The organism is Janthinobacterium sp. 64 (genome assembly GCF_002813325.1).
Taxonomy (GTDB): domain Bacteria; phylum Pseudomonadota; class Gammaproteobacteria; order Burkholderiales; family Burkholderiaceae_D; genus Janthinobacterium.
This window is the reverse complement of record NZ_PHUG01000001.1, coordinates 3,963,010-3,985,133: the sequence shown is the minus strand read 5'-3', so window position 1 is coordinate 3,985,133 and position 22,124 is coordinate 3,963,010. Positions and strand designations below refer to the sequence as shown.

General features: G+C 61.6%; 18 protein-coding genes. 2 read left to right on the top strand and 16 right to left on the bottom strand.

Features of this window, described 5'->3' with window-relative positions:
• Positions 1-13 precede the first annotated feature (13 nt).
• Both CLU91_RS17470 and CLU91_RS17465 read left to right on the top strand, forming a co-directional pair.
• Entirely contained in the window at positions 14-745 is a 732-nt protein-coding gene (locus CLU91_RS17470; protein ID WP_100875176.1) for a hypothetical protein, read from the top strand.
• A 46-nt stretch (positions 746-791) separates the two neighbouring features.
• On the top strand, positions 792-2,057 hold the full coding sequence (locus CLU91_RS17465; protein WP_100875175.1) for a DUF6445 family protein: 1,266 nt from the start codon (positions 792-794) through the stop codon (positions 2,055-2,057).
• Positions 2,058-2,119: 62 nt separating this feature from the next.
• On the opposite strand, the gene CLU91_RS17460 is transcribed toward CLU91_RS17465, so the two are convergent.
• From CLU91_RS17460 to CLU91_RS17385, 16 genes are all read right to left on the bottom strand, one after another.
• Entirely contained in the window at positions 2,120-3,061 is a 942-nt protein-coding gene (locus CLU91_RS17460; protein ID WP_035823672.1) for a LysR family transcriptional regulator, read from the bottom strand.
• Between the two features lie 93 nt (positions 3,062-3,154).
• Positions 3,155-4,129, bottom strand: a complete 975-nt coding sequence (locus CLU91_RS17455; RefSeq protein WP_100875174.1) for a glycoside hydrolase family 43 protein — start codon at positions 4,127-4,129, stop codon at positions 3,155-3,157.
• Between the two features lie 4 nt (positions 4,130-4,133).
• Positions 4,134-5,108, bottom strand: coding sequence for a galactofuranose ABC transporter, permease protein YjfF (gene yjfF / locus CLU91_RS17450; protein WP_100875173.1), 975 nt, complete (start codon positions 5,106-5,108; stop codon positions 4,134-4,136).
• The gene (locus CLU91_RS17445; protein WP_100875172.1) at positions 5,105-6,175 is read right to left on the bottom strand and encodes an ABC transporter permease; all 1,071 of its coding nucleotides are present in this window, start codon (positions 6,173-6,175) and stop codon (positions 5,105-5,107) included. The genes yjfF and CLU91_RS17445 overlap by 4 nt, the downstream gene beginning before the upstream one ends.
• Positions 6,172-7,713, bottom strand: a complete 1,542-nt coding sequence (locus CLU91_RS17440) for a sugar ABC transporter ATP-binding protein (protein ID WP_232730785.1) — start codon at positions 7,711-7,713, stop codon at positions 6,172-6,174. Before CLU91_RS17440 ends, CLU91_RS17445 begins: the two co-directional genes overlap by 4 nt.
• Before the next feature lie 9 nt (positions 7,714-7,722).
• On the bottom strand, positions 7,723-8,685 hold the full coding sequence (locus CLU91_RS17435; protein ID WP_100875171.1) for an ABC transporter substrate-binding protein: 963 nt from the start codon (positions 8,683-8,685) through the stop codon (positions 7,723-7,725).
• A 160-nt stretch (positions 8,686-8,845) separates the two neighbouring features.
• Positions 8,846-9,880 carry an arabinan endo-1,5-alpha-L-arabinosidase gene (locus CLU91_RS17430; RefSeq protein ID WP_100875170.1) on the bottom strand — a complete coding sequence of 345 codons (1,035 nt, stop codon included), beginning with the start codon at positions 9,878-9,880 and terminating at the stop codon, positions 8,846-8,848.
• A 16-nt stretch (positions 9,881-9,896) separates the two neighbouring features.
• Complete coding sequence (locus tag CLU91_RS17425) at positions 9,897-11,441, bottom strand: glycoside hydrolase family 43 protein (protein WP_198521352.1); 1,545 nt, start codon at positions 11,439-11,441, stop codon at positions 9,897-9,899.
• Between the two features lie 94 nt (positions 11,442-11,535).
• Positions 11,536-13,080, bottom strand: a complete 1,545-nt coding sequence (locus CLU91_RS17420; RefSeq protein ID WP_100875168.1) for an alpha-N-arabinofuranosidase — start codon at positions 13,078-13,080, stop codon at positions 11,536-11,538.
• Between the two features lie 155 nt (positions 13,081-13,235).
• Positions 13,236-14,003: an SDR family NAD(P)-dependent oxidoreductase gene (locus CLU91_RS17415; RefSeq protein WP_100875167.1), complete on the bottom strand. Its 768-nt coding sequence runs from the start codon at positions 14,001-14,003 to the stop codon at positions 13,236-13,238.
• 34 nt (positions 14,004-14,037) lie between these two features.
• Positions 14,038-15,615, bottom strand: a complete 1,578-nt coding sequence (locus CLU91_RS17410; protein ID WP_100875166.1) for an aldehyde dehydrogenase (NADP(+)) — start codon at positions 15,613-15,615, stop codon at positions 14,038-14,040.
• A complete protein-coding gene (araD1, locus tag CLU91_RS17405; RefSeq protein ID WP_100875165.1) occupies positions 15,612-16,604 on the bottom strand; it encodes an AraD1 family protein in 993 nt (330 codons plus the stop codon). The genes CLU91_RS17410 and araD1 overlap by 4 nt, the downstream gene beginning before the upstream one ends.
• A gap of 12 nt (positions 16,605-16,616) precedes the next feature.
• A complete protein-coding gene (locus tag CLU91_RS17400; protein WP_100875164.1) occupies positions 16,617-18,359 on the bottom strand; it encodes an IlvD/Edd family dehydratase in 1,743 nt (580 codons plus the stop codon).
• Positions 18,360-18,616: 257 nt separating this feature from the next.
• Positions 18,617-19,687 carry an aldose epimerase family protein gene (locus CLU91_RS17395; RefSeq protein WP_100875163.1) on the bottom strand — a complete coding sequence of 357 codons (1,071 nt, stop codon included), beginning with the start codon at positions 19,685-19,687 and terminating at the stop codon, positions 18,617-18,619.
• Between the two features lie 17 nt (positions 19,688-19,704).
• Complete coding sequence (locus tag CLU91_RS17390) at positions 19,705-20,652, bottom strand: glycoside hydrolase family 43 protein (protein ID WP_100875162.1); 948 nt, start codon at positions 20,650-20,652, stop codon at positions 19,705-19,707.
• 24 nt (positions 20,653-20,676) lie between these two features.
• A complete protein-coding gene (locus tag CLU91_RS17385) occupies positions 20,677-22,029 on the bottom strand; it encodes an MFS transporter (RefSeq protein WP_099401175.1) in 1,353 nt (450 codons plus the stop codon).
• Positions 22,030-22,124: the final 95 nt, after the last annotated feature.

The window sequence follows — 22,124 nt, the reverse complement described above, 5'->3', positions numbered from 1 at the left end:
TCAAGGAACCACCATGAAACGCACCCTGCCATCCCTGTTCGCCATCGCCCTGATCCTGTCCGCCTGCGGCAAAACCGACACCGCCGCCCCGACCTCCCCTGCCCCCGTCGCCACCAGCACGGCCGATCTGGCGGCCAAGGCGCAAGTCAAGGCGGCAGCCGCCAGCCTGCCGCAAGCGGACGCTGCCACGCCAACGTCCAGCTATGTCGACATCACCAGCGGCAACCAGCTGATGTACAGCTACATCGCCCTGTCCGGCGTGCCGCCCGACTATGCGGCCGTGGCACAGCGCATTTCGCGCGAATATGCGGGCAGCAATGACGCCTTCCGCAAGCAGGAAGTGCTCGACGCGCTGAAACCGCAGATCGACGCCAAGGTCAATGAGGCCAAAACGAAGCGCTACCTGCGCTACCAGATCAACGGCCAGGGCGCGCTGTCGCCGTACGCCATGGACAAGGCCGCCTTCCCCGCCAAGTTCGCCGACGCGGGCACGTATTACTACATGTACGACAACGGCGACTACAAGCTGGCGTTCACGAATGGCGACGGTTATTCCTTGCTGAAAGTGGACCAGGAGGCGGCGCGCAAGATCGAGGCGGCGCGCAGCGGCTACAAGGACTTCGCCATCGTCGTGTATGCCTACGCCCAGGAAGCGGACATGGCCAGCAACCAGGTCAAGGCGCAGATCGTCAAGGTGGCGATCAAGCTGAACGGGGAAGAAATTCCCGTCAACCAGGCGCTGTAGAACAGCCTCGGTTACACTGTTCGCCACATTGCATCGGGATAGTGACATGGGCGAACAGACACTGGCGGAACAACATCTGGCAAACGGGCAAGGGCTGCAGCAGCAAGGCAAGCTGATCGAGGCGATCAACGCTTACCAGGCAGCCTATAAACTGAACCCGGCCCTGGCCGAAGCGCAGCATTTCCAGGGCCTGGCGATGCTGGAACTGGGCCAGGGCGCCATCGGCCTGGGCCTCATCAAACTGTCGCTCAAGCAGCAGCCCGACAACGCCCTGTTCCACTACAACCTCGGCAATGTGCTGCGCGGTACGGACAACGAGGCGGCGCTGGCCAGCTACGCCACGGCGGCGCGGCTGGCGCCACACGAGCACGATTTCGCCATCAGTCATGCGGAATTGCTGCTGGGCAAACAGCGGCTGGCGGACACCATCGCCGAGCTGGAACGCGCCCACGCCCTGCGTCCGCAGCGCTGGCAAACCCTGCAGGGCCTGGCCGAGCTGTATTACCGCACGGGACAGCAGGAACTGGCCTTGGCCCGCTATGCGCAAGCCCTGGCGCTGCATCCGGCGCTGGCGCACACGTGCCGCATCGGCTTTGCCAGTCCGCAAGCGGAACAAGTAGAAACGCTGACACCGATCAACGTCGCGCCAGCGCTGCAGGATTTTTTGCGCGAAACGGATTTGCACATCCTCGACGATTTCCTGCCCGACCCCGCCGCTTGGCGCGCGCAGGCGCTCAACTTGCCGTTCGAGCAGCAGCGCTATGCGGGACAGAATTATCCGGGCAGCCAGACGGCGGGCCAGCCCAGCCAGGCCATCATGGCGCGCATCGCCACGGCGCTGGGCCGCCCCATCCGTTTTATCTCTCCCGACAACGGCTCGTATCGCCTCAGCTATGCGGACGCGATGGCGCGCACGGACATCCACGTGGACAATGAGACGGGCAACAATTTCAATTTCTATGCGGGCGTGCTGTATCTGAACCCGCCCGAGCAGTGCCAGGGCGGCACCACCTTCTGGCGCCATCAGCCCAGCGGCTGGTACCGGAGACTACCCGAGGCGGACGTGAAAGCGGGCGGCTACGCCAGCTTCAAGGATTTCCAGAAACGCTGGCTGCCGAACAGCAAAGTGCAGAAATTCAACGATTTACAGGAACAGCGCGACAGTTGGCAAGCGCTGCTGGAAGTGCCGATGCGCCACAACCGGTTGATCGTGTACAAGGGCCATTACTTTCACTCGATCAGCAATGTGTTTGGCGACACGCCGGAAAATGGACGATTGGTGCAGCTGTTTTTCTTTGAAGTGCCGGATTGAACCCCAAAAGCAAGATCCGGGGTCGTACCCTGAGGGTACGACCCCAGCATTTGCCGTTGGGTTTAATACATGTCCGCCGCCGTCGCCCGCACAGCTTTCAACAGCATATCCGCCCCCGGCGACAGCAGATGATCCTGCTGGCGGATGATGCCAAACGCATCCATCTTGCACGGCAGCTCGATGGGCAAAATGCTCAGCACGTTCAACGATTCATAGTAGTGCGCCACTTCCGTCGGCATCACGTGCAGGGAATCCGTTTGCTGCAGCAAGGACGTGATCAGCAGCAAGGCGGTCGTGTCGACCACGTCGACGGGCGGCTCCAGGCTGGCGCGGCGGAACATCATGTCGAAGCGGTGGCGCAGGATGCTGCCTTGCGGCGGCAAGATCCACGGCTGGCCCGCCAGGTCCTTCAATTGCAGATTCTTGCGCGACAGCAGCGGATGGCCATTGCGCGCCACGGCGCTGGCCGGCTCTTCCGTCAATTCCTCGTAGATCAGGCCCGCGCTGCTTTCCTTTTCCAGGATGCGCCCGATCATGAAATCGAGCGTGCCATGCTGCAGCATGTCCATCAGGGTATTGCTGTGCTCCAGGTGCACGCCGATGCGCATCAGCGGCGCCTGCTGCTTGATGCGGGCAATCGCGCGCGGCAGCAAGGCCATGGCCGGCGTCATGATGACGCCCACTTCCACCTGGCCCGTCAAGCCTGATTTGAGCGCGACGATGTCGTCATGCGCCAGCGACAAGCTCGTCAGGGCCATGCGCGCGTGGCGTATCATCGTTTCGCCGTAGATGGTCGGCTCCATGCCGCGCGGCAGCCTGTCGAACAGGCGCACGTCGAGCATCTCTTCCAGGTCCTTGATTTGCTTGGACGCGGCCGGCTGCGTCATGTGCAATTCTTCCGCCGCGCGGTGGATGTTGCGCTGCTCGTCAAGGGCGATCAACAGCAGCAATTGCCGCGTCTTCAGGCGGGCTCGCAAGAACCAGTTGGGGTTGAGGGTATCCATGAATAAATCATATCATGATCGATATCAGTTTTAACTCAATATCGATATTCCAGATATCGGTGTGTCTCCTTTTTGAGCGTCGTCAAGCTGCATTCACAATGCCTTGCAGGCGGCGCTGGGGTTGGGTGCCGGGCCAGCCGTTTGATGGATGAATTCGATGGTGCCGTCCGGCTTGTATTTCAGCTCTTCCACGGCCACGGAACGCCGGTATTCTCCGCCGCCGGGCAACTTGTCGTTGTGATAGAAGATGTAGGACTTGCCGTTAAATTCAATGATGGCTTGGTGAATGGTTTTCACGACGGCATTCTTGTCCATGATGGCGCCGCGGAAATGCCAGGGACCGGTGGGCGTTGGCCCCGTCGAATACGCCGTTTCTTCAGGGAAGTTGCGCGAGTACGACAGATAATACGTGCCGGCATGCTTGTGCATATACGCCGCTTCCGTGAACGCATCCATGCCGAAGGTCAGAATCGGGCCATCGAGTTCCGTCATGTTGGCTTTGAGCCTGGCGTATTTCAAGACCGTGTTGCCCCAGTAAATGTAGGCCTGGCCATCCGTATCGATGAAGACGACCGGGTCGATATCGTCCCACGGGATCGCCGTCTGCTTCGTCATGTCGTTCGTGATCAGGGCGCTGCCGCGCGCGTCGACAAACGGCCCGGTCGGGCTGTCGGACATGGCCACGCCGATGGCCTTGCCGGGGATGGTCTTGTGGTCGACAGTCGAATAGAAATAGTATTTATTGCCGCGCTTGACGATGTCGCCGGCCCAGGCATCCTTGCCGGCCCACGCAAACGTAGAGTAACGCACGGGCGAGCCGTGATCCGTCCAGTTGGCCATGTCGCACGAGGAATACACGCGCCACTCGTTCATCCGATAATCCGTATCGGTAGCGCTTGCTTCATCGTGGCCGACGTACAAATACACCCTGCCATTGTCGACCAGCGCGGCCGGATCGCCCGTGTAGATGTTTTTCACGATGGGGTTGGCCGCCGGCGCGTTGACTGCAATACAGGCGAGCGCCGCCGCCATGCCGATGGCTGCGGCAAGTTTATTCTTGTGAAACATGGTATTAACTCCGATTGGTATTCTTCTGGCCCATGGCCATCAGTCTTTGCACGACGCAAAAGACAAACAGCAGGCCGCCGATGACGATCTTGGTCCACCACGAGCTGAGCGTGCCGTCGAAGGCGATCAGGGTCTGGATGGTGCCGAGCACGAGCACGCCGGACAAAGCGCCCGCCACATAGCCGTAGCCGCCGCTGAGCAAGGTGCCGCCGATGACGACAGCGGCAATCGCGTCCAGTTCCGTGCCTTGCGCATGCAAGCCATAGCCGGACAGCATGTAAAACGAAAACAGCACGCCGCCCAGCGCGGCGCAAAAGGCGCTGAAGGCGTAAATGAACACCTTGGTGCGGCCCACGGGCAGCCCCATCATCAGGGCCGACTGTTCATTGCCGCCAATCGCATACACGGCGCGGCCAAATGGTGTCGCATGCGCCAGCCAGATGGCCAGCAGCAACGTGACCACGGCGATCACGACGCCCGGTGAAACGAAACCGCCGAGAAACTGCAATTGCGTCTGCGACATGGCGACGAACAGCGGGTCATCGATGGTGATGGAATTGATGCTGATCAGATAGCACAGTCCGCGCGCCAGAAACATGCCGGCCAGGGTGACGATGAACGGTTGCAATTTGAAATAATGGATCAGCGCCCCCATGCTGGCACCAAACACCGTGCCCAGCGCCAGCACGGTGACGATCACCAGCAGCGGCGGCCAGTGCGCCACGTTGAGCAGCCAGGCGGCGATCATGGTCGACAGGGCCAGCACGGAACCGACCGATAAGTCGATGCCGCCGGAAACGATGACAAAAGTCATGCCGACGGCGATGACCAGCAAAAAGGCGTTGTCGATCAACAGGTTGAAGATCACTTGCGTCGACAGCAGGCCCGGATAGGCGGCGCCGCCCAGGCCCAGCATCACCACCAGCAGCAAGACCGTGACGAGCGAGGTGAAATACGGGGTGTGCAGCAAACCCTTCATGCTTTTCTCCGATGCAGCAATTGCTTGAATTCCGACGATTGCGACAGGCAGACGAGGAAGACGACGACCGACTTGACGACCATGTTCACTTCCGGGGGCACGCCCAGCGAATAGATCGTATAGGTCAGGGTCTGGATGATGAGCGCGCCTATCATGCTGCCGACAAGGCTGAACTTGCCGCCAGCCAAGGACGTACCGCCCAGCGTGACGGCCAGGATGGCGTCCAGTTCCAGCATCAAGCCCGCATTGTTGGCGTCGGCGCTCTTGATGTTCGAGCTGATCATCAGGCCCGACAGGCCCGCGCAGGCGGCGCAAAACACGTAGACGAAAAAGATCAGGGTGGCCGTCTTGATGCCCGCCAGGCGCGCGGCGACGGGGTTGATGCCGACGGCCTGGATGAACAGGCCCAGCGCCGTTTTTCGCATCAGCACGGCCGTGATGATGAACACGGCAGCGACGAGGAACAGCGAAAACGGCAAGCCGAACAGGTAGCCGCTGCCGATGAAAAAGTAAGGCTGATAGTAGACGGTGACGATCTGGCCATCCGTCAGCAATTGCGCCAGGCCGCGCCCCGCCACCATCAGTATCAAGGTCGCGACGATGGGCTGCAAGCCCAGGCCCGCCACCAGCACGCCATTCCAGGCGCCGCACAACAAAGCCGCGCCCAGGGCGGCCGCCAGGGCCCAGCCCATCGGGATATTGCTGACATAGGTCGGCACGCCGTTGTCCATCACCATGGTGCCGCCGATCAGCATGGCGGCCACGGTGCCGGACAGGGCCACGACGGCGCCCACGGAAATGTCGATGCCGCGCGTGGCGATGACCAGGGTCATGCCCAGCGCCGCCAGCATCAAGGGCGCCGCGCGGTTGACGATGTCGATCACGCTGCCATACAGGTGGCCGTCGCGGATCTCCAGGTGGAAAAAGCCGGGGATGGCGAAGAAGTCGACCAGCAGCAGCAACAGCAGCGCGGCCAGGGGGCGGCTCAAAGGGTGGTGCAAGACGGTATTCCCCGTAAAAGAAGCCGGGCGCGCCAAGGGCACGCTGGAGGGTGTGGATAAACTCATGTGGCGTCTCCGGCGATCACTTGCAGCACGGAGCTATCGTCCAGCTCGCCGCGCGCATAGTCGCCGCAGGCCTTGCGGTCGCGCATGACCAGAATACGGTCGCTGCAGCGCAGCACTTCCGGCAATTCGGACGAGATGAACAGGATGGCCATGCCCTTGCGGCAGAGTTTGCTCACATACGTCATGATTTCCTGCTTGGCGCGCACGTCGATGCCGCGCGTCGGTTCGTCCAGAATCAGCATGGCGGGCGACGTCACGAGCCAGCGCGCCAGCAAGGCCTTTTGTTGATTGCCGCCCGACAGGCTGCCGATCGGCGTTTCGATGCTGGCCGTCTTGATACCGAGCGCCTTCACATATTCGTCGGCCAGCGCCTGCTGGCGTTTGAACGGAATGGCGCGCAGCAAGCCCGTGCGGGCCTGCAAGGCCAGAATGATGTTTTCGCGCACGGACAGCGACAAAATCGCGCCCTCGTGCTTGCGGTCTTCCGAGCAAAAACCGATGTCCTGGGCAATCGCCTCGCGCGGCACGTTGAACTGGCGTATCTTGCCTTGCATGACGATGCTGCCGGAATCGGCCTTGTCTGCGCCGAACAGCAAGCGCGCCAGTTCCGTGCGGCCGGAACCGAGCAAGCCGGCCAGGCCCAGCAATTCACCTTGGCGGATGTGGAAATCCATGGGCAGCAAGGCGCCCTTGCGGCCCAGTCCCTGCGCTTCGAGCACAGTCGGACCAAAGCTGGCAGCGCCCGCTTCGTGCGCCAGATCCAGCGCTTGTTCCTGCGTATCTGCCGCCACGCCGATCATTTTATTGACCAGCGCCAGGCGCGACAGTTCGCTGCACGCGTATTCTCCCTCGCGCTCGCCATTGCGCATGACGGTGATGCGGTCGGAAATGGCGTAGGTCTGGTCGAGGAAGTGGGTCACAAACAGAATCGCCATGCCCTGTTCGCGCAAACGGCGCAGCACGGAAAACAGCAGATTGACTTCCGCCTCATCGAGGCTGGACGTGGGTTCGTCGAGGATCAGCACGCGCGCCGAAATGTTCAGCGCGCGCGAGATGGCCACCATTTGCTGGATGGCCAGCGGAAAGCTGGACAATTGCGCCGTGACATCGATATCGATCTGCAATTGCTGCAGCAAGGCACGCGCCTGCTGCTGCATGGAGCGCCAGTCGATGACGCCAAAGCGGCGCGGGTAGCGGCCGATAAAAATGTTTTCCGCCACCGACAGGTTCGGGCACAGGTTGACTTCCTGGTACACGGTGCTGATACCGAGCAACTGCGCGTCCGACGTGGATGCGGGGGCGATGGGCTTGCCATCGAGCAGAATCTGGCCGCTGTCGGGCGTGTAGACGCCCGTCAGCACCTTGATCAGGGTCGATTTCCCGGCGCCGTTCTGCCCCATCAGGGTGTGCACTTCGCCCGGATACAGGCGCAGGGCAACATCGCTGAGGGCTTTAACGCCGGGAAAGGACTTGCTGATGCCGCGCAACTCCAGCAAGGGAGCTGGCGCGGCAGTTTGATGCGCTTGCGTGTTCATCATGCGGCAGGCTTAGTACTTACGGTTCGGGAATTCCTTGGCGGCCACCTCGGCAGGGAACACGCCTTCCACCGTCGTGATGCGCGCTGGCACAGGCTTGCCGGCCACGACGTCGCGGGCAATCGACATCAGTTGCGGGCCCAGCAGCGGGCTGCATTCCACGGTGACGTTCAGCTTGCCGGCGATCATGGCTTCGAACGCGCCTTTGACGCCATCGATCGAGATGATGATGATGTCCTTGCCCGGTTTCATGCCCGCTTCTTCGATGGCCTGGATGGCGCCGATGGCCATGTCGTCATTGTGCGCGTACAGCACGTTGATCTTCTTGCCTTCGGCCTTCAGGAACGCTTCCATCACTTCCTTGCCCTTGGCGCGCGTAAAGTCGCCCGTTTGCGAACGGATGATCTTCAGCTTCGGGTTCTTGCCGATGACTTCCTGGAAACCTTCCTTGCGGTCGATGGCAGGTGCGGAGCCGACCGTGCCTTGCAGCTCGACGATGTTCAGGGTGGCGTCCGGGGTTTTCTTGGCGTGCTCGAGCAGCCATTGGCCGGCGCGGCGGCCCTCTTCCACGAAATCGGAACCGATGAAGGTCACGTACAGCGATTTGTCGGCCACGTTGACGGCGCGGTCCGTCAGGATGACGGGAATCTTGGCAGCCTTGGCTTCACGCAAGACGGTATCCCAGCCGGACTCAACGACCGGCGAGAAGGCGATCACGTCGACTTTTTGCGCGATGAACGAGCGCAGCGCCTTGACCTGGTTTTCCTGCTTTTGCTGCGCATCGGCAAATTTCAGGGTGACGCCATCTTTCTTGGCCGCATCCTTGATGGAGACGGTATTGGCGGTGCGCCATTCGCTTTCGGCGCCTACCTGCGAAAAGCCCATGACGAGGGGCTTGGCGGCGAAGGCGGAAGAGGTTGCGGACAGTGCCAACAACATGGCGCTGGCGAGGAGTGTGCGGCGTGTCAATTTCATTCTTGTCTCCAGTTTTTTTTGGAATACCATCACAGCCGGATGCCGGATGGGCGGTTTTTTATGAACCCATGGTAGGAGAAAGCAACATAGCCATCCAATCAATTCTTTTTCGCTTGCGATACCGATTTGCGTATCTCTTGCCGCCCATCCCCTGGTCCGCTTACCGTTTGGCTGCCGGCAATTCGCGGCTTTGATAGCGGTTCAAGTCGCGCGCATCGACGTGCGGCCAGCCATCCTGGTCCCACGTCATGGGCAGGATCTTGAGCTTCTGCAAATAATTGTCCGCCGTCTCATACGCATGCAGCACCAGGTAATCCTTGCCATCGAAGGTGTAGGCGCTGTTGTGGCCGAGACCTTGCCAATCCTTGTCGCCCAGCAGCAGCACCGTGCCGCCGCCCTGCGCCATGTCGCGCCCGTGCTTGTCCAGGTAGGGACCCGTCACGCTTTTTGAGCGGCCCACGGCCAGGTGATAGGTGCTTTTTTCCTTCTGGCAGCACAAGCCCCAGGAGACGAAGAGAAAGTAATCGCTACCGCGCTGGAAGATGAAGGGCGCCTCGATTTCCTCGGGCGCGGGCTTGAATTCGCCTGCCCGTGGCGGCAAGGGCACGCGGCGCGCCAGCGAGTGCCACTCTTGCGGTTCCGCGATGCGGGTCCAGTCTTTGTTGAGCTTCACCAGCTTGATGCCGTTCCAGAACGAGCCGAACGACATCCACGGCGTGCCCTGGGCATCGGTGACGATGTTCGAATCGATGGCGTTCCACTCGTCGCGCTCGGGCACCGATTGCAACAGCATGCCCTGGTCGACCCAGCGGTAGTCGGGCGAGCGGGGATTCAAGGTGGTGTTGACGGTCACGCCGATGCCGGACGTGTTCTTGCCGAAGCCGGACACGGAGTAGTACAGATAATATTTGCCGTCGTGAAATTGCACGTCGGGCGCCCAGATATGGTCGTCAAAGCTGGGGGCTGCTGTTTTTGCCCACGTCGGCTGCCCCGCGAAGACGCGCCCTTCCGGCTGCCAGTCGCGCATGTTTTTCGAACTATAAAAGGTAATGCCGGGGCCCGTGCTGTACAAATAATAGGTGTCGCCCTCCTTGGCCATCACGGGGTCGTGCACGCTCACTTGCGCGGCATGGCAGGACAGCGCCATCAGGGTGGCGGTAACAGCGGCCAGGCCGCGCTTGAGCGTTTGCATCATGGTTTTCCTTTAACTTTTAATTGTCCCTGCGGGCGCCCCACAGCGACACGCCATCGATGGACTGCGCCGTGAACGTGACGACGAAGGCTTGCGCATTCGCATGCCACTGGCGCGACAGCACGCCATTGAACAGCCCCCCGGAGGCCAGGGTGATGGCGACCAAATTGTTTCCCTGGTGCTGCCACGTGCCCGTTTGCGCCCCCGAGATCGTGCCGTCAGCCAGCAATGTGACGCTTTGCGACAGCTTGAGTGCTGTGGAAATATCCTTGCCGTGGTTGATCAATTGATAGCTGCCCGCCACGTCAAGGCTCACCACCTGCGCCGCCAGCGGCGTCACGCTCTTGCTCAGCGGCACATAACGGAACGGTGCCGCCACCAGCCAGCCATCGGCGTTGATGAACAGCTCGTGCACGCGGATCTCGTGCAGCTCGCCCATGTTCGGGAAGCGCGTGTGGAAGAGGAGGAAATACTGCTGCGTGGCGGCATCGTACACCGCTGAATTGTGTCCTGGCGACACATATCCCGGCGGCGTGCCCGTCTCGCCTGTTGCCAGCGCGAATTGATGGTTGCCCATCAGCTTCTGGCCGAAAGGCGCGATGGTGGCGTCGTCGAACAGCGGCAAGGCGGGGTTCGACTTGACCTGGCGCATATCGTTACCCCGGGCATCCACGTAAGGGCCGTCCGGCGCGCGCGAGCGGGCCACGCGCATATTGTAAGCGCCGTTCGCGTCCAGGCCGCCAAACGAGGTGAACAAATAGTAATACTGGCTTTGCGGGCTGTACAGCACGTAGGCGCCCTCGATGCGGCTATGGTTGCCGCCAATCACGTGCTTGCCATAGCCCTGCCCTGCGACGGGCAAGCCCGTGGCAGGGTCCATGGCCAGGATGAAGATGCCGCCCGAATACGAGCCGTAGATCATCCACAGCTTGCCCGTAGCGTCGCGGAAGGTGTTCGGGTCGACGACGTTCGGCTGCGTCAGCGCGTCGTAGATGGTCACGCCATCTTCGCTGAGCTGGCCCCACATGCCGGACTTGAGGAAAATCTGCTGGTTCACATAGGGGCCGTCCACCTTGTCGGCCAGGGCCAGGCCCATGGCGGAACGGGGCGAGTCGCCCTTGCAGCTGTTGTAGTACATGGCGAACTTGCCATTGTCGAGCTGAATGACATCGGGCGCCCACAGCCCGGTCACTTGCGACCAGGCAAAGGTGTCGGCCAAAGCACTGACGACATTGTTGAACAGGGGATTGCCGGCGTTGACGCCGTCGGCAATCTTCGTCCAGTTCATCAGGTCCGTGGACTTGGCGGCCGCCAGGTGCGAACCGAAGACATAATAAGTATCGGCCACCTTGATGACGGACGGGTCATGCACGGAGGCATTGCTAAAGGTGATGGCGCCTTGTACGGGCGGCGTGACGACAGGCGGCACCACCACAGGAGGCACGACGGGCGGCACCACGGGCGGCGTGACGGACACGACGGGAACACTATCGGAACCGCCCCCGCCACAGGCGGCCAGAGCCATGGCGCTACCGAGCGCCAGTACAGCTTCTCTTCTGTTCATGAAATACTTTCTCTACAACGTGCAGCACGATGCGGCTGGCCGGCGCGGGAAAGCTCCCGCGCCGGCACAGAGTAGACAGCGGGAAGCTGGCGGCTTATTCGACGGCGACGACCACCACGGCCTTGGCCGGCACCGACACGGTCAGCTTGCCGCCTTGCGCCTTGGCATTGAACGCCACCGGCTGCACGGCTTGCGGTTGCGCAAAGCTGTTGACGGCATCCATCTTGCCGGCAGTCAGCACGCGGCCCGTCACGCTGGCCACTTGCTTGCCGGCCAGCGCCACGCTCACGTCGACGGCCTTGTGCGGGTTCGTATTCACCAGCGACAGATACACCTTGCCATCCTTGCCGCGCGCGGCCGATGCGCTCACTTCCGGAATGCTGACCTTGCCCAGGCTGTACTTGCCATTGCCACTGATGGCGACCGGCAGCGAGGTGGCGTCCTGGAAGGGCACATACATTTCAAATGCATGATACGTGGGCGTCAGGAAATATTTGTCCTTGTCCGTGATGATCATCGCCTGCAGCACGTTGACCATTTGCGCGATATTCGTCATGCGCACACGGTCCGCGTGGGCGTGGAAAATATTGAAGTTCAAGGCCGCGACGAGCGCGTCGCGCAAGCTGTTTTGCTGGAACAAAAAGCCCGTGTTGGTGCCCGGCTCGACGTCGTACCAGGTGCCCCATTCATCGACGTACAAACCCGTCTTTTTCGATGGATCGTTCTTGTCGATGGCGGCGAGATTGTTCTTGATCAAGCTATCGATGCGCAGGGTGCGGCTCAGTGTCGAGATCCATTCATTTTCGCCAAAGCCCGTGGCGGCGCCCTTCTTTTCCCACACGCCGGTCGGCACCGTGTAGTAGTGGAAACTGATGGCGTCCATCATGTTCGGCTTGATTTCGCGGCTCAGGGTGCTGGACCAGCTGATGTCGTCGTCATTGCCGCCGCTGGCGATGAATTTCGGGCGCGCGCTTTCCGGCGTCTTCATGAAGGTGTGATAGTGCTTGTACAGGTCGGCATAGTACTGCGGGCGCATATTGCCGCCGCAACCCCACGCTTCGTTGCCGATGCCAAAGTAATCGACTTTATACGGCTGGGCGCGGCCATTCTTGCGGCGCAGCTCGGCCAGGGTCGATTTGCTGTCCGAGGTCATGTATTCAAGCCATTCGGACATTTCCTGCGGAGTGCCGGAGCCCAGATTGCCGTTGATGTAGGTCTGCGCGCCCAGCAGCTCGGCCAGATCGAAGAATTCATGCGTGCCGACGGCGTTCGACTCTTCCACGCCGCCCCAGTTGGTGTTGACCTTGGTCGGACGCTGGGCGCGCGCGCCGATGCCGTCCTTCCAGTGGTATTCATCGGCAAAACAGCCGCCCGGCCAGCGCACCAGCGGTACGTGCAACTGTTTCAGCGCGCCCAGCACGTCATTGCGCCAGCCCTTGGTATTCGGGATCGGCGACTCCGGCCCCACCCACATGCCTTCATAGATACCGGTACCCAGATGCTCGGCGAACTGGCCGTACACGTTCTTGTTGATCACGGAACCGGGCTTGGCTACGTCGATGGTGACGTTGACGGGCGCGGCAAAGGCACTGCCGGCGACGAGGCTCAAGGCCACGATGCTGGTATGGATGAATTTCATGCTGTCTCCTGTTTTTTAGTGAAAAGCAAGGGCCGGGATCAACCCGGCGATGGAATGGCGATGCCTCTCCTGCCGCGGGGTTGGGGCGGCAAGAGCGGTATTTCAAAATTGGAGGGCCGGTCAGTCCCGGCGCGGATTGAACGATGCGCTAAGGCTTAGATCCAGCCGGCATCGACGATGAATTCCTGGGAGGAACACATCGCACCATCGTCCGATGCAAGGAACAGCACCATGGCGGCGATGTCCTGTGGCATCAGCTTGCTTGGCAAGCATTGGCTTTTCTTGATTTCCACTTCCGCCGCGTCGTCGACCCACAGGTCGATCTGGCGCTGCGTCATGACCCAACCGGGTGTAACGGTATTGACGCGGATATTGTGGGCGCCATAATCGCGCGCCAGGCCCCGCGTGAGGCCCACGACGGCCGCCTTGGTGGTGGCATACACAGGGTAGCCGCCCGACTTCATGTGCCAGGAAATCGAGCTGACGTTGATGATGGAACCGCCGCCCTTGCGCTTCATGCCCTCGAAAACGGCCTGGCAGGTGAAGAACATCGGGCGCTGATTGATGGCAATGCGCTCGTTCCAGTATTCCAGCGTGACGTCCTGCGCCTGGTGGCGCTGGTCGTTGGCGGCATTGTTGACGAGGATATCGAAGTCGCCCAGCTTGTCGGCCAGTTCGGCCATGATGGCTTGCAGCGAGGGAATATCCGTGATGTCGCAATGGCGGAACAATGGCGCCGTCAGGCCCGCTTCGGCCAGGCGGCGGCACAGGGCCTCGCTCGCTTCCACCGCAATATCGACAAACGCCACCAGCGCGCCCTGGGCGGCAAACTCCGCCACCAAAGATTCGCCGATGCCGCTGCCGCCACCCGTGATGAACACGCGCTTGCCCTGCAAGCTGCCATATTTCGCCAACTGCTTCATCTTGTCTCCACCTGTGTATTTTTATTTTTTATGATTAAAGTTTACCCAGCACGCCATCGTGACGGCGCCAGATCCCCAGCGGATTATCGTCGTGCAGCGACTCCGGCAGCAAGTCTTGCGGCAGGTTCTGGTACGACACGGGACGCAGGAAGCGGTTGATGGCCGCCGTGCCGACCGAGGTGCTGCGGCCGTCCGACGTGGCAGGGAACGGTCCGCCGTGCACCATGGCCGTCGACACTTCCACGCCCGTCGGGAAACCGTTGGCCAGGATGCGGCCCACGCGGCGTTCCAGCACGGGCAGCAAACGGCGCGCATCTGCCACGTCGCCGGCATCGATTTGCAAGGTGGCCGTCAGCTGGCCTTCCAGGCTTTCCGTGATCGCCAGCAATTGCTCGATGTCGCGGCAGGCGACCAGCAGCGAGGCCGGGCCGAAGACTTCGTCGCGCAGATCGTGCTTGGCCAAAAACGCCTCGCCCGACGTGACGAACAGGGCGGCGGCGCCCTTGCCTACCTCGCCCGCATTTTGCACCAGCGGCGTCACATCGGCATGCTGCGCCAGGGCGGCAACGCCCTTGGCATAGCTGCTGGCGATACCGGCCGTCAACATGGTGGCGGCCGGCGCCGGCGCCAGCGCTTCGGCGGCAGCGGCGGCAAACGCCGTAAAGTCAGGACCTTCCAGGCCCAGCACGAGGCCGGGATTGGTGCAGAACTGGCCCACGCCCATCGTCAGCGAAGCGGCAAAGCCGCTGGCGATCGCCGCGCCACGGGCGGCCAAGGCTTGCGGCAGCACAAACACAGGGTTGATGCTGCTCATTTCCGCATACACGGGAATTGGCTGTGGACGTTCCGCCGCCACCTTCATCAGGGCGATGCCGCCCGAACGCGAACCCGTGAAGCCCACGGCCTGGATGGCGGGATGGGCCACCAGGGCCTGGCCGATGCCATTGCCCGTGCCCGTCAGCAAGGCGAACACGCCGGCCGGCAGCTTGCAGATGGCAATCGCTTTCACGATCGCGCGCGCCACCAGTTCCGACGTGCCCGGATGGGCCGAGTGGGCTTTCAGGACGACAGGGCAGCCGGCAGCCAGGGCCGAGGCCGTATCGCCACCGGCCACCGAGAAGGCCAGCGGGAAGTTACTGGCCGCAAACACGGCGACGGGGCCCAGGCCGATCATGCGCAAGCGCAAGTCAGGACGCGGCGGCACACGCTCGGGCAAAGCCGAATCGATGCGCGCATCCGTCCACGATCCCTCTCGCAGCAAGCCGGCGAACAGTTTCAATTGACCCACCGTGCGGCCACGTTCGCCTTCCAGGCGGGCGCGCGGCAAGCCGCTTTCCGTCATGGCGCGCACGATCAGCTCGTCGCCCAGTTCGCCGATTTGCGCGGCGATGGTGTCGAGAAAATCGGCGCGCTGCGCATCCGTGGTGGCGCGGAACGGGTCGAAGGCGGCTTGCGCCAGACGGCAAGCCTCATCGATTTGCGCTACGTCAACCATGTGGAAGGCAGGCGCGATGTGCGCGCGCGCGGCCGGGTCCCACGCTTCGAAGGAGCCGCCATTGCCCTTGACGGCGACGCCGCCGATCAATGCATCACCGGTGATATTGAAACTCATAATGTGCTCACTTTCGCAAATTCGGTTGGGAAGACGTCGAGGCGGTTGCGCAAGGCAGGGCCAAAGGCCGGCGCTTCGATTTCAAAGGTTTCGCCCGGCGCCACGCTCACGCCATCGGCAAAGCTTAACGTTGCCGTGCCGAAGAAGTGCACGTGCACGTCGCCAGGGCGCTTGAACAGCGGATACTTGAAGTGATGGTGTTCCAGGTTGGCAATCGTGTGCGACATATTGTCTTCGCCGCTGACGAACGCTTTTTCCCAGCGCACCTTGCCGGCCCCGTCCAGCACGCGCGAAGTACCTGCGATATGCGCGGGCAATTCGCCCACCAGCAGTGCCGGTCCCACGCTGCACATGCGCAGCTTCGAATGGGCCAGGTACAGATAGTTCTGGCGTTCCGTCACGTGATCCGAGAATTCATTGCCGATGGCGTAGCCAACGCGATATGGCTGGCCGTCGTCGCCGATCACGTACAGGCCCGCGATTTCCGGCTCTTCGCCGCCATCGAGGGCAAAGTCCGGCATGCGCAGCGGCTGGCCGCCAGCGCGCACGATGGAGCCGTCGCCTTTATAGAACCACTCTGGCTGGGCGCCGGCCGTGCCATCGGCGGGCTTGCCGCCTTCCACGCCGAGGCGGAACATTTTCATCGAGTCGCTCAGCGACTCCGCGTCGCCGCCGATCTTCTTGTGCATGGCGTCGCGCGCGCCGGCGCTGCCCAGGTGGGTCAGGCCCGTGCCCGTCACGTAGCAATGCGCCTCGTCGGCATGGTCGAGCGGCGGCAGCACGCGGCCGGCAGCGGCCACGTCGGCAAAGGAATGCGTGGTATTGCCGACGGTGGCGTTGACCAGCTCCACCAGGCTCACTCTTTTGCGGATGGCGTCTTGCGCCAGCGCATACGTCGTGTTGTAGCCTTCGATGACGCGGATGGCGTCGTCTTGCAGCAGGCCGACGAGGCGGCCGCCATGTTCATTCGTAAATTGCAGCAACAGCATGGGATTCTCCGCTTAATGTGAGTGGCGCGGCACGGCGGAACCGCGATTGCCGACCAGGAAGTCGAAATCGCAGCCTTCGTCGGCCTGCAACACGTGTTCGATGTACAGCTGCTGGTAGCCGCTCTTCGGCCCGGGCGCGCTGCCCAGTTCGCGAGCTGCCAGGCGTTCGGCGATTTCCGCGTCGCTGATGTCGATGTTCAGGCTGCCGGCGTGGCAATCGAGGGCGATCATGTCGCCATCCTTGACGATGCCCAGCGGGCCGCCGGCCATCGCTTCCGGTGCCACGTGCAGCACGACCGTGCCGTAGGCGGTGCCGCTCATGCGCGCATCCGAGATGCGCACCATGTCCGTGATGCCTTGCGCCAGCAGTTTCGGCGGCAAGCCCATGTTGCCCACTTCCGCCATGCCGGGATAGCCTTTCGGACCGCAGTTCTTCATGACCAGCACGGAGTTCGCGTCGACATCGAGGTCCGGATCAACGATGCGGGCCTTGTAATGTTCAAAGTCCTCGAACACGACGGCCTTGCCGCGGTGCTGCATCAGATGCGGCGAGGCGGCCGACGGTTTCAGCACGGCACCGCGTGGCGCCAGGTTGCCGCGCAGCACGCAGATACCGCCATCGGCCAGCAAGGGATTGTCCAGGGTACGCACCACCTCGTCGTTGTAGATCGGCGCTTCGACGCAGTTGTCCCACAGCGACTTGCCGTTGACGGTCAGCGCATTCTTGTGCGGCAGCAGATCGCCCTCGCCCAAGCGGCGTATCACGGCCGGCAAGCCGCCCGCATAGTAAAACTCTTCCATCAGGAAACGGCCCGACGGCAGCAAGTCGACGATGGTCGGCGTGCCGCGGCCTACCTTGGTCCAGTCTTCCAATTCCAGGGGCACGCCGATGCGGCCAGCAATCGCTTTCAGGTGGATCACGGCGTTGGTCGAACCGCCGATGGCGGCGTTGACCTTGATGGCGTTTTCAAACGCTTCGCGCGTCAGCACTTTCGACAGGCGCAGGTCTTCGTGCACCATTTCGACGATGCGGATGCCCGACATGTGCGCCAGCACGTAGCGGCGCGAATCGACGGCGGGAATGGCTGCGTTGTGCGGCAGGGACGTGCCCAGCGCTTCGGCCATGCTGGCCATCGTCGAGGCCGTGCCCATGGTGTTGCAGGTACCGGCCGAGCGCGACATGCCCGATTCGGCCGACATGAACTGGTGCAAGGTGATGGAACCGGCCTTCATCTGCTCGTGCAACTGCCATACGGCCGTGCCGGAACCGATGTCCTTGCCATTGAGTTTGCCGTTCAGCATGGGGCCGCCGCTGACGACGATGGTGGGAATGTCGACGCTGGCCGCGCCCATCAGCAGCGCCGGCGTCGTCTTGTCGCAGCCGACCAGCAGCACGACGGCATCCATCGGATTGCCGCGGATCGATTCTTCCACGTCCATCGACGCCAAGTTGCGCGTCAGCATGGCCGTCGGGCGCAGATTCGACTCGCCGTTCGAGAAGACGGGGAATTCAACTGGGAAACCGCCCGCTTCCAGGATGCCGCGCTTGACGTGTTCGGCCAACTGGCGGAAATGCGCGTTGCAAGGGGTCAGTTCGGACCAGGTATTGCAGATGCCGATGATGGGCTTGCCATGAAATTCGTGGTCAGGTATGCCCTGGTTTTTCATCCAGCTGCGGTACATGAAGCCATTCTTGTCCTGCGAGCCGAACCACTCGGCCGAGCGCAGGGCTACCTTCTTTTTTGTCTCAGACATGCCATTCTCCTGGTTGTGCCATGCCGGATCTAATGTCGTCGGCCCGGGCAGCGATGTTGGAATACTAAAGAATCCTGCCATGCCTTTCCAATCAATTTTTAATGCGTTCCGATATCGAAAACGATATCCATCAGCACCAATGAAAACGCCCTGCGCGCGCGTGGCGGCAGGGCGTGGGCTGGTCTATCCCTTCGGGATCGGAATCTGCCCATCGGGCATATTCCCCCGCCGGGTCAGACCCCAAGGAGCTGCGATGATTATTCTGCGGAAAACCGATAGACCGTTTCCGTCTGATACACCTGGCCCGGGCGCAAGATGGTGTTCGGGAAATGCGACTGGTTCGGCGCATCGGGGAAATGCTGGGTTTCCAGGCATAGCGCGCTGCGATAACTGTTGGCGCGCAACTTGCCGGGCTGGCTACCGTCGAGGAAATTGCCCGAATAAAACTGGATACCCGGCTCCTGCGTGTACACCTGCATCACCCTGCCCGATTGCGGATCGCGCACGCTGGCGGCCAGATTCAGCCCGTGATCTGCCTGTTTATTGAGCACAAAGTTATGGTCGTAACCGCGGCCGATGCGCAGCTGTTCATGCGGCAGATCAATGTTATCGCCGATGACGGTGCTCTGGCGCAAGTCGAACGGCGTGCCGGACACGTCCGCCAGTTCGCCCGTGGGTATCGACCCTGCATCGACGGGCAGGTAGCGGTCCGCGTTGATCGTCACCTCGTGGCCGAGGATAGTGCCCTGCCCCGCCAGATTGAAATAGCTGTGGTTGGTCAAGTTGATCGGCGTGGCCTGGTCCGTCACCGCGTGGTAGCGCAGGCTCAGCGCATTATCATTGTCCAGTTCGTACACGACGGTGACGTCGAGCTTGCCCGGATAACCGTCTTCCCCGTCGGGGCTGCTGCGCGTGAACGTGATGCCGACGGCATCGTCGCTGGTGAACGGCTCGGCCTGCCACATGACCTGGTGAAAGCCTTGGTTGCCGCCATGCAAGTGATTGGGCGGGTTGTTGACGGCCAGCTGGTAATCCTTGCCGTCGAGGCTGAAACGTCCTTCGGCGATGCGGTTGCCGTAGCGGCCGATGACGGCGCCCAGGAAAGCGCCGTTGTGCAGATACGGCTCGATGCGATCAAATCCCAGCACCACGTCGGCAAAGTGGCCGTCGCGGTCCGGCACGTGGATTTCGCTGATGATGGCGCCAAAGTCGAGCACTTTGACTTGCATGCCCTGGCGGTTCGTCAGGGTAAATACGCTGACGGGCTGGCCATCGGGCAGGATGCCGAACGGCGCTTGCGTCACTGAAACAGAATCAACTGGGGTCATGGCGTCGGATCCAGGTTTTACAGGGTCGATGAACGGCCAAACACGGGCATGCCTTGCGCATCCCAGCGCAGCGGTTTGACAAACGTGTGGCGGTCCGGGTTCCACAAAGGATCGCCAACAATTTCCGTGTAGGTGCGGGCATGGTACACCAGCAATACGCCATCGCCGTCGCCGGCCGTCGTGAAACTGTTATGGCCGGGGCCGTAGATGCCGTGCTCGTAGCAGGTGGCAAACACGGGCTCAGGCGACTTGCTCCACGCCGCCGGATCGAGCAAGTCGGCGGACTCGTCGGCCCACAGCAAGCCCATCGCGTAGTTTTCATCGGTGGCGCTGGCCGAATAGCTGATGAAGATCTTGCCATTGCGTTTCAATACGGATGGCCCCTCGTTGACCCAGAAGCCGCGGATTTCCCAGTCGAACTCAGGTCTACTCAGCATCACGGGCGGGCCGGCCAGCTGCCACGGCGTGGCCATCGGCGCGATGTACAGGTTGGAATTGCCTTCGATGGCCACATCTTTCTGCGCCCACAGGTAATACAGCACGCCATCGTGCTCGAACGTGGTGGCGTCCAGGCAGAAGGTGTCGATGCCCGTATCGATCTGGCCCATGAATTCCCACTCGCCTTCGAGCGGATTCGCATTCGTGTTACGGATCGCATACATGCGGTGCTGAAACAGTTTATGTTTGATCTCGCGGCTCGGCGCGGCGGCAAAATACACATACCAGGCGCCCTGGTTGAAGTGCAATTCCGGCGCCCACACCAGCTCGCTGTACGGCCCCGTTTCCGGCTTGTGCCACACGTCGACCGTTGGCGCGCCGGCCAAGCCGGCGATGCTGTCGGCGCGGCGCAGTTCGATGCGGTCGTACTGGGGCACGGAAGCCGTAAAGTAATAGTATCCGTCGCTGTGACGGTAGATATGCGGGTCGGCGCGCTGTTCGATCAGCGGTTTCAAGACGTCTGCCATGTTGCTTGCTCCATTCAATTATTCTTACGCAGCCACGTAGCCGCGCTTGTGCATTTCCGACTTCACGCCGCTGTAGTACGTATCGCTGATGCGGTATTTGAACATCAGCAAGCCCATCAGCAAGTGGAAGAAGCCGGGGATGACCGACAGCATCAGGGCGATGCCGTTCAGGGCGAATTGCGTTTGCTCATGGTTGGGCTGGTAGTCGAAATACGACAGCAGCATGCCGACCAAAAAGCCGGCCACCGCCATGCCCGCCTTCTGGCAGACGGAAATGCCGCCAAAGGCGAAGCCGGAGACGCGCTTGCCCGTTTTCACTTGGCCATAGTCGATGGTCTCGGCGATGGCCGACCAGAACACGGGCGCATGCAAGTCGACCACGAAGGAGAGCAGGAAATACAGGGCGAAGGCCAGCACGGTGTCGCTCGGTGTGACGAAGAAATAGATCGCCAGGCTGATCAGCGCGACACCGATCTGCGTGTAGCGGAACAATTTGACCTTGCAATAAAACTTGGTGATCCAGGTCGAGGCGATCATCGCCAGGATGGCGGCTACCACGCCAGTGGTCAGAAAAGCGGCCACCGTTTCCGTGCTGCCACCCAAGTAATATTTCGCGTAATAAATGGCGACGGAGCCGCGTACGACATAGCCGACCGTGCCCGTGACGCACACGCCGCACAGCACCAGCCACTGGTCGTTCTGCAGCAGCACTTTCAATTGCGCCAGCAGCGATTGCTTCTCCACCACGTGGACGACGCGCTCGGTGGTGGTGAAATAGCAGAACAGGAACAGGGCCACGCCCATCACCGCCATCACGGCCATGGCCGCCTGGTAGCCGACGGCCGGGTTGCCGCCGCCCCAGCGCTGCGACAGGATCGGCACGACGATGGTCACCATGAAGGCGCCGATCTTGGCGAAGAACAAGCGGTAGCCATTGGCTGACAGGCGCTCGTGCGGGTCGCTGGTCAGGCCGCTGATCAGCGAGATATAGGGAATGCCCACGCCGGCCGTCATGATGGTCATCAGGATATACGTGGAATATGCCCAGATCAGCTTGGCGTCATAGCCCCACTCCGGCGTGGTGAAGACGAAAAACACGCTGATGCCGAAGGGCACGGCCAGCCACAGCAGGTACGGGCGGTAGCGGCCCGAGGCAAAGCTGTAGCGGTCGGTAATCTGCCCCATGACGAGGTCGGCGATGGCGCCCACCACTTTCACGGCCACGAACAGCAGGGCCAGGTCGGTGGTTTTCAAGCCATAGATATCGGTATAGAAAAAGGTGATGATCAGCATCATCGACGAGATGACGACATTGAGCGCCATGTCGCCGGCGCCGAAGCCGACCTTTTCAACGGTGGATAATTTTTGCGTCTCCATGCTTTCCGTCCATTCTTTTATGATGAATCGTGCGTGACTGCCCAACTGACACGGGCGTTGCCGGCCGAAACCATGGCAACGCCCTTGATTTTTTA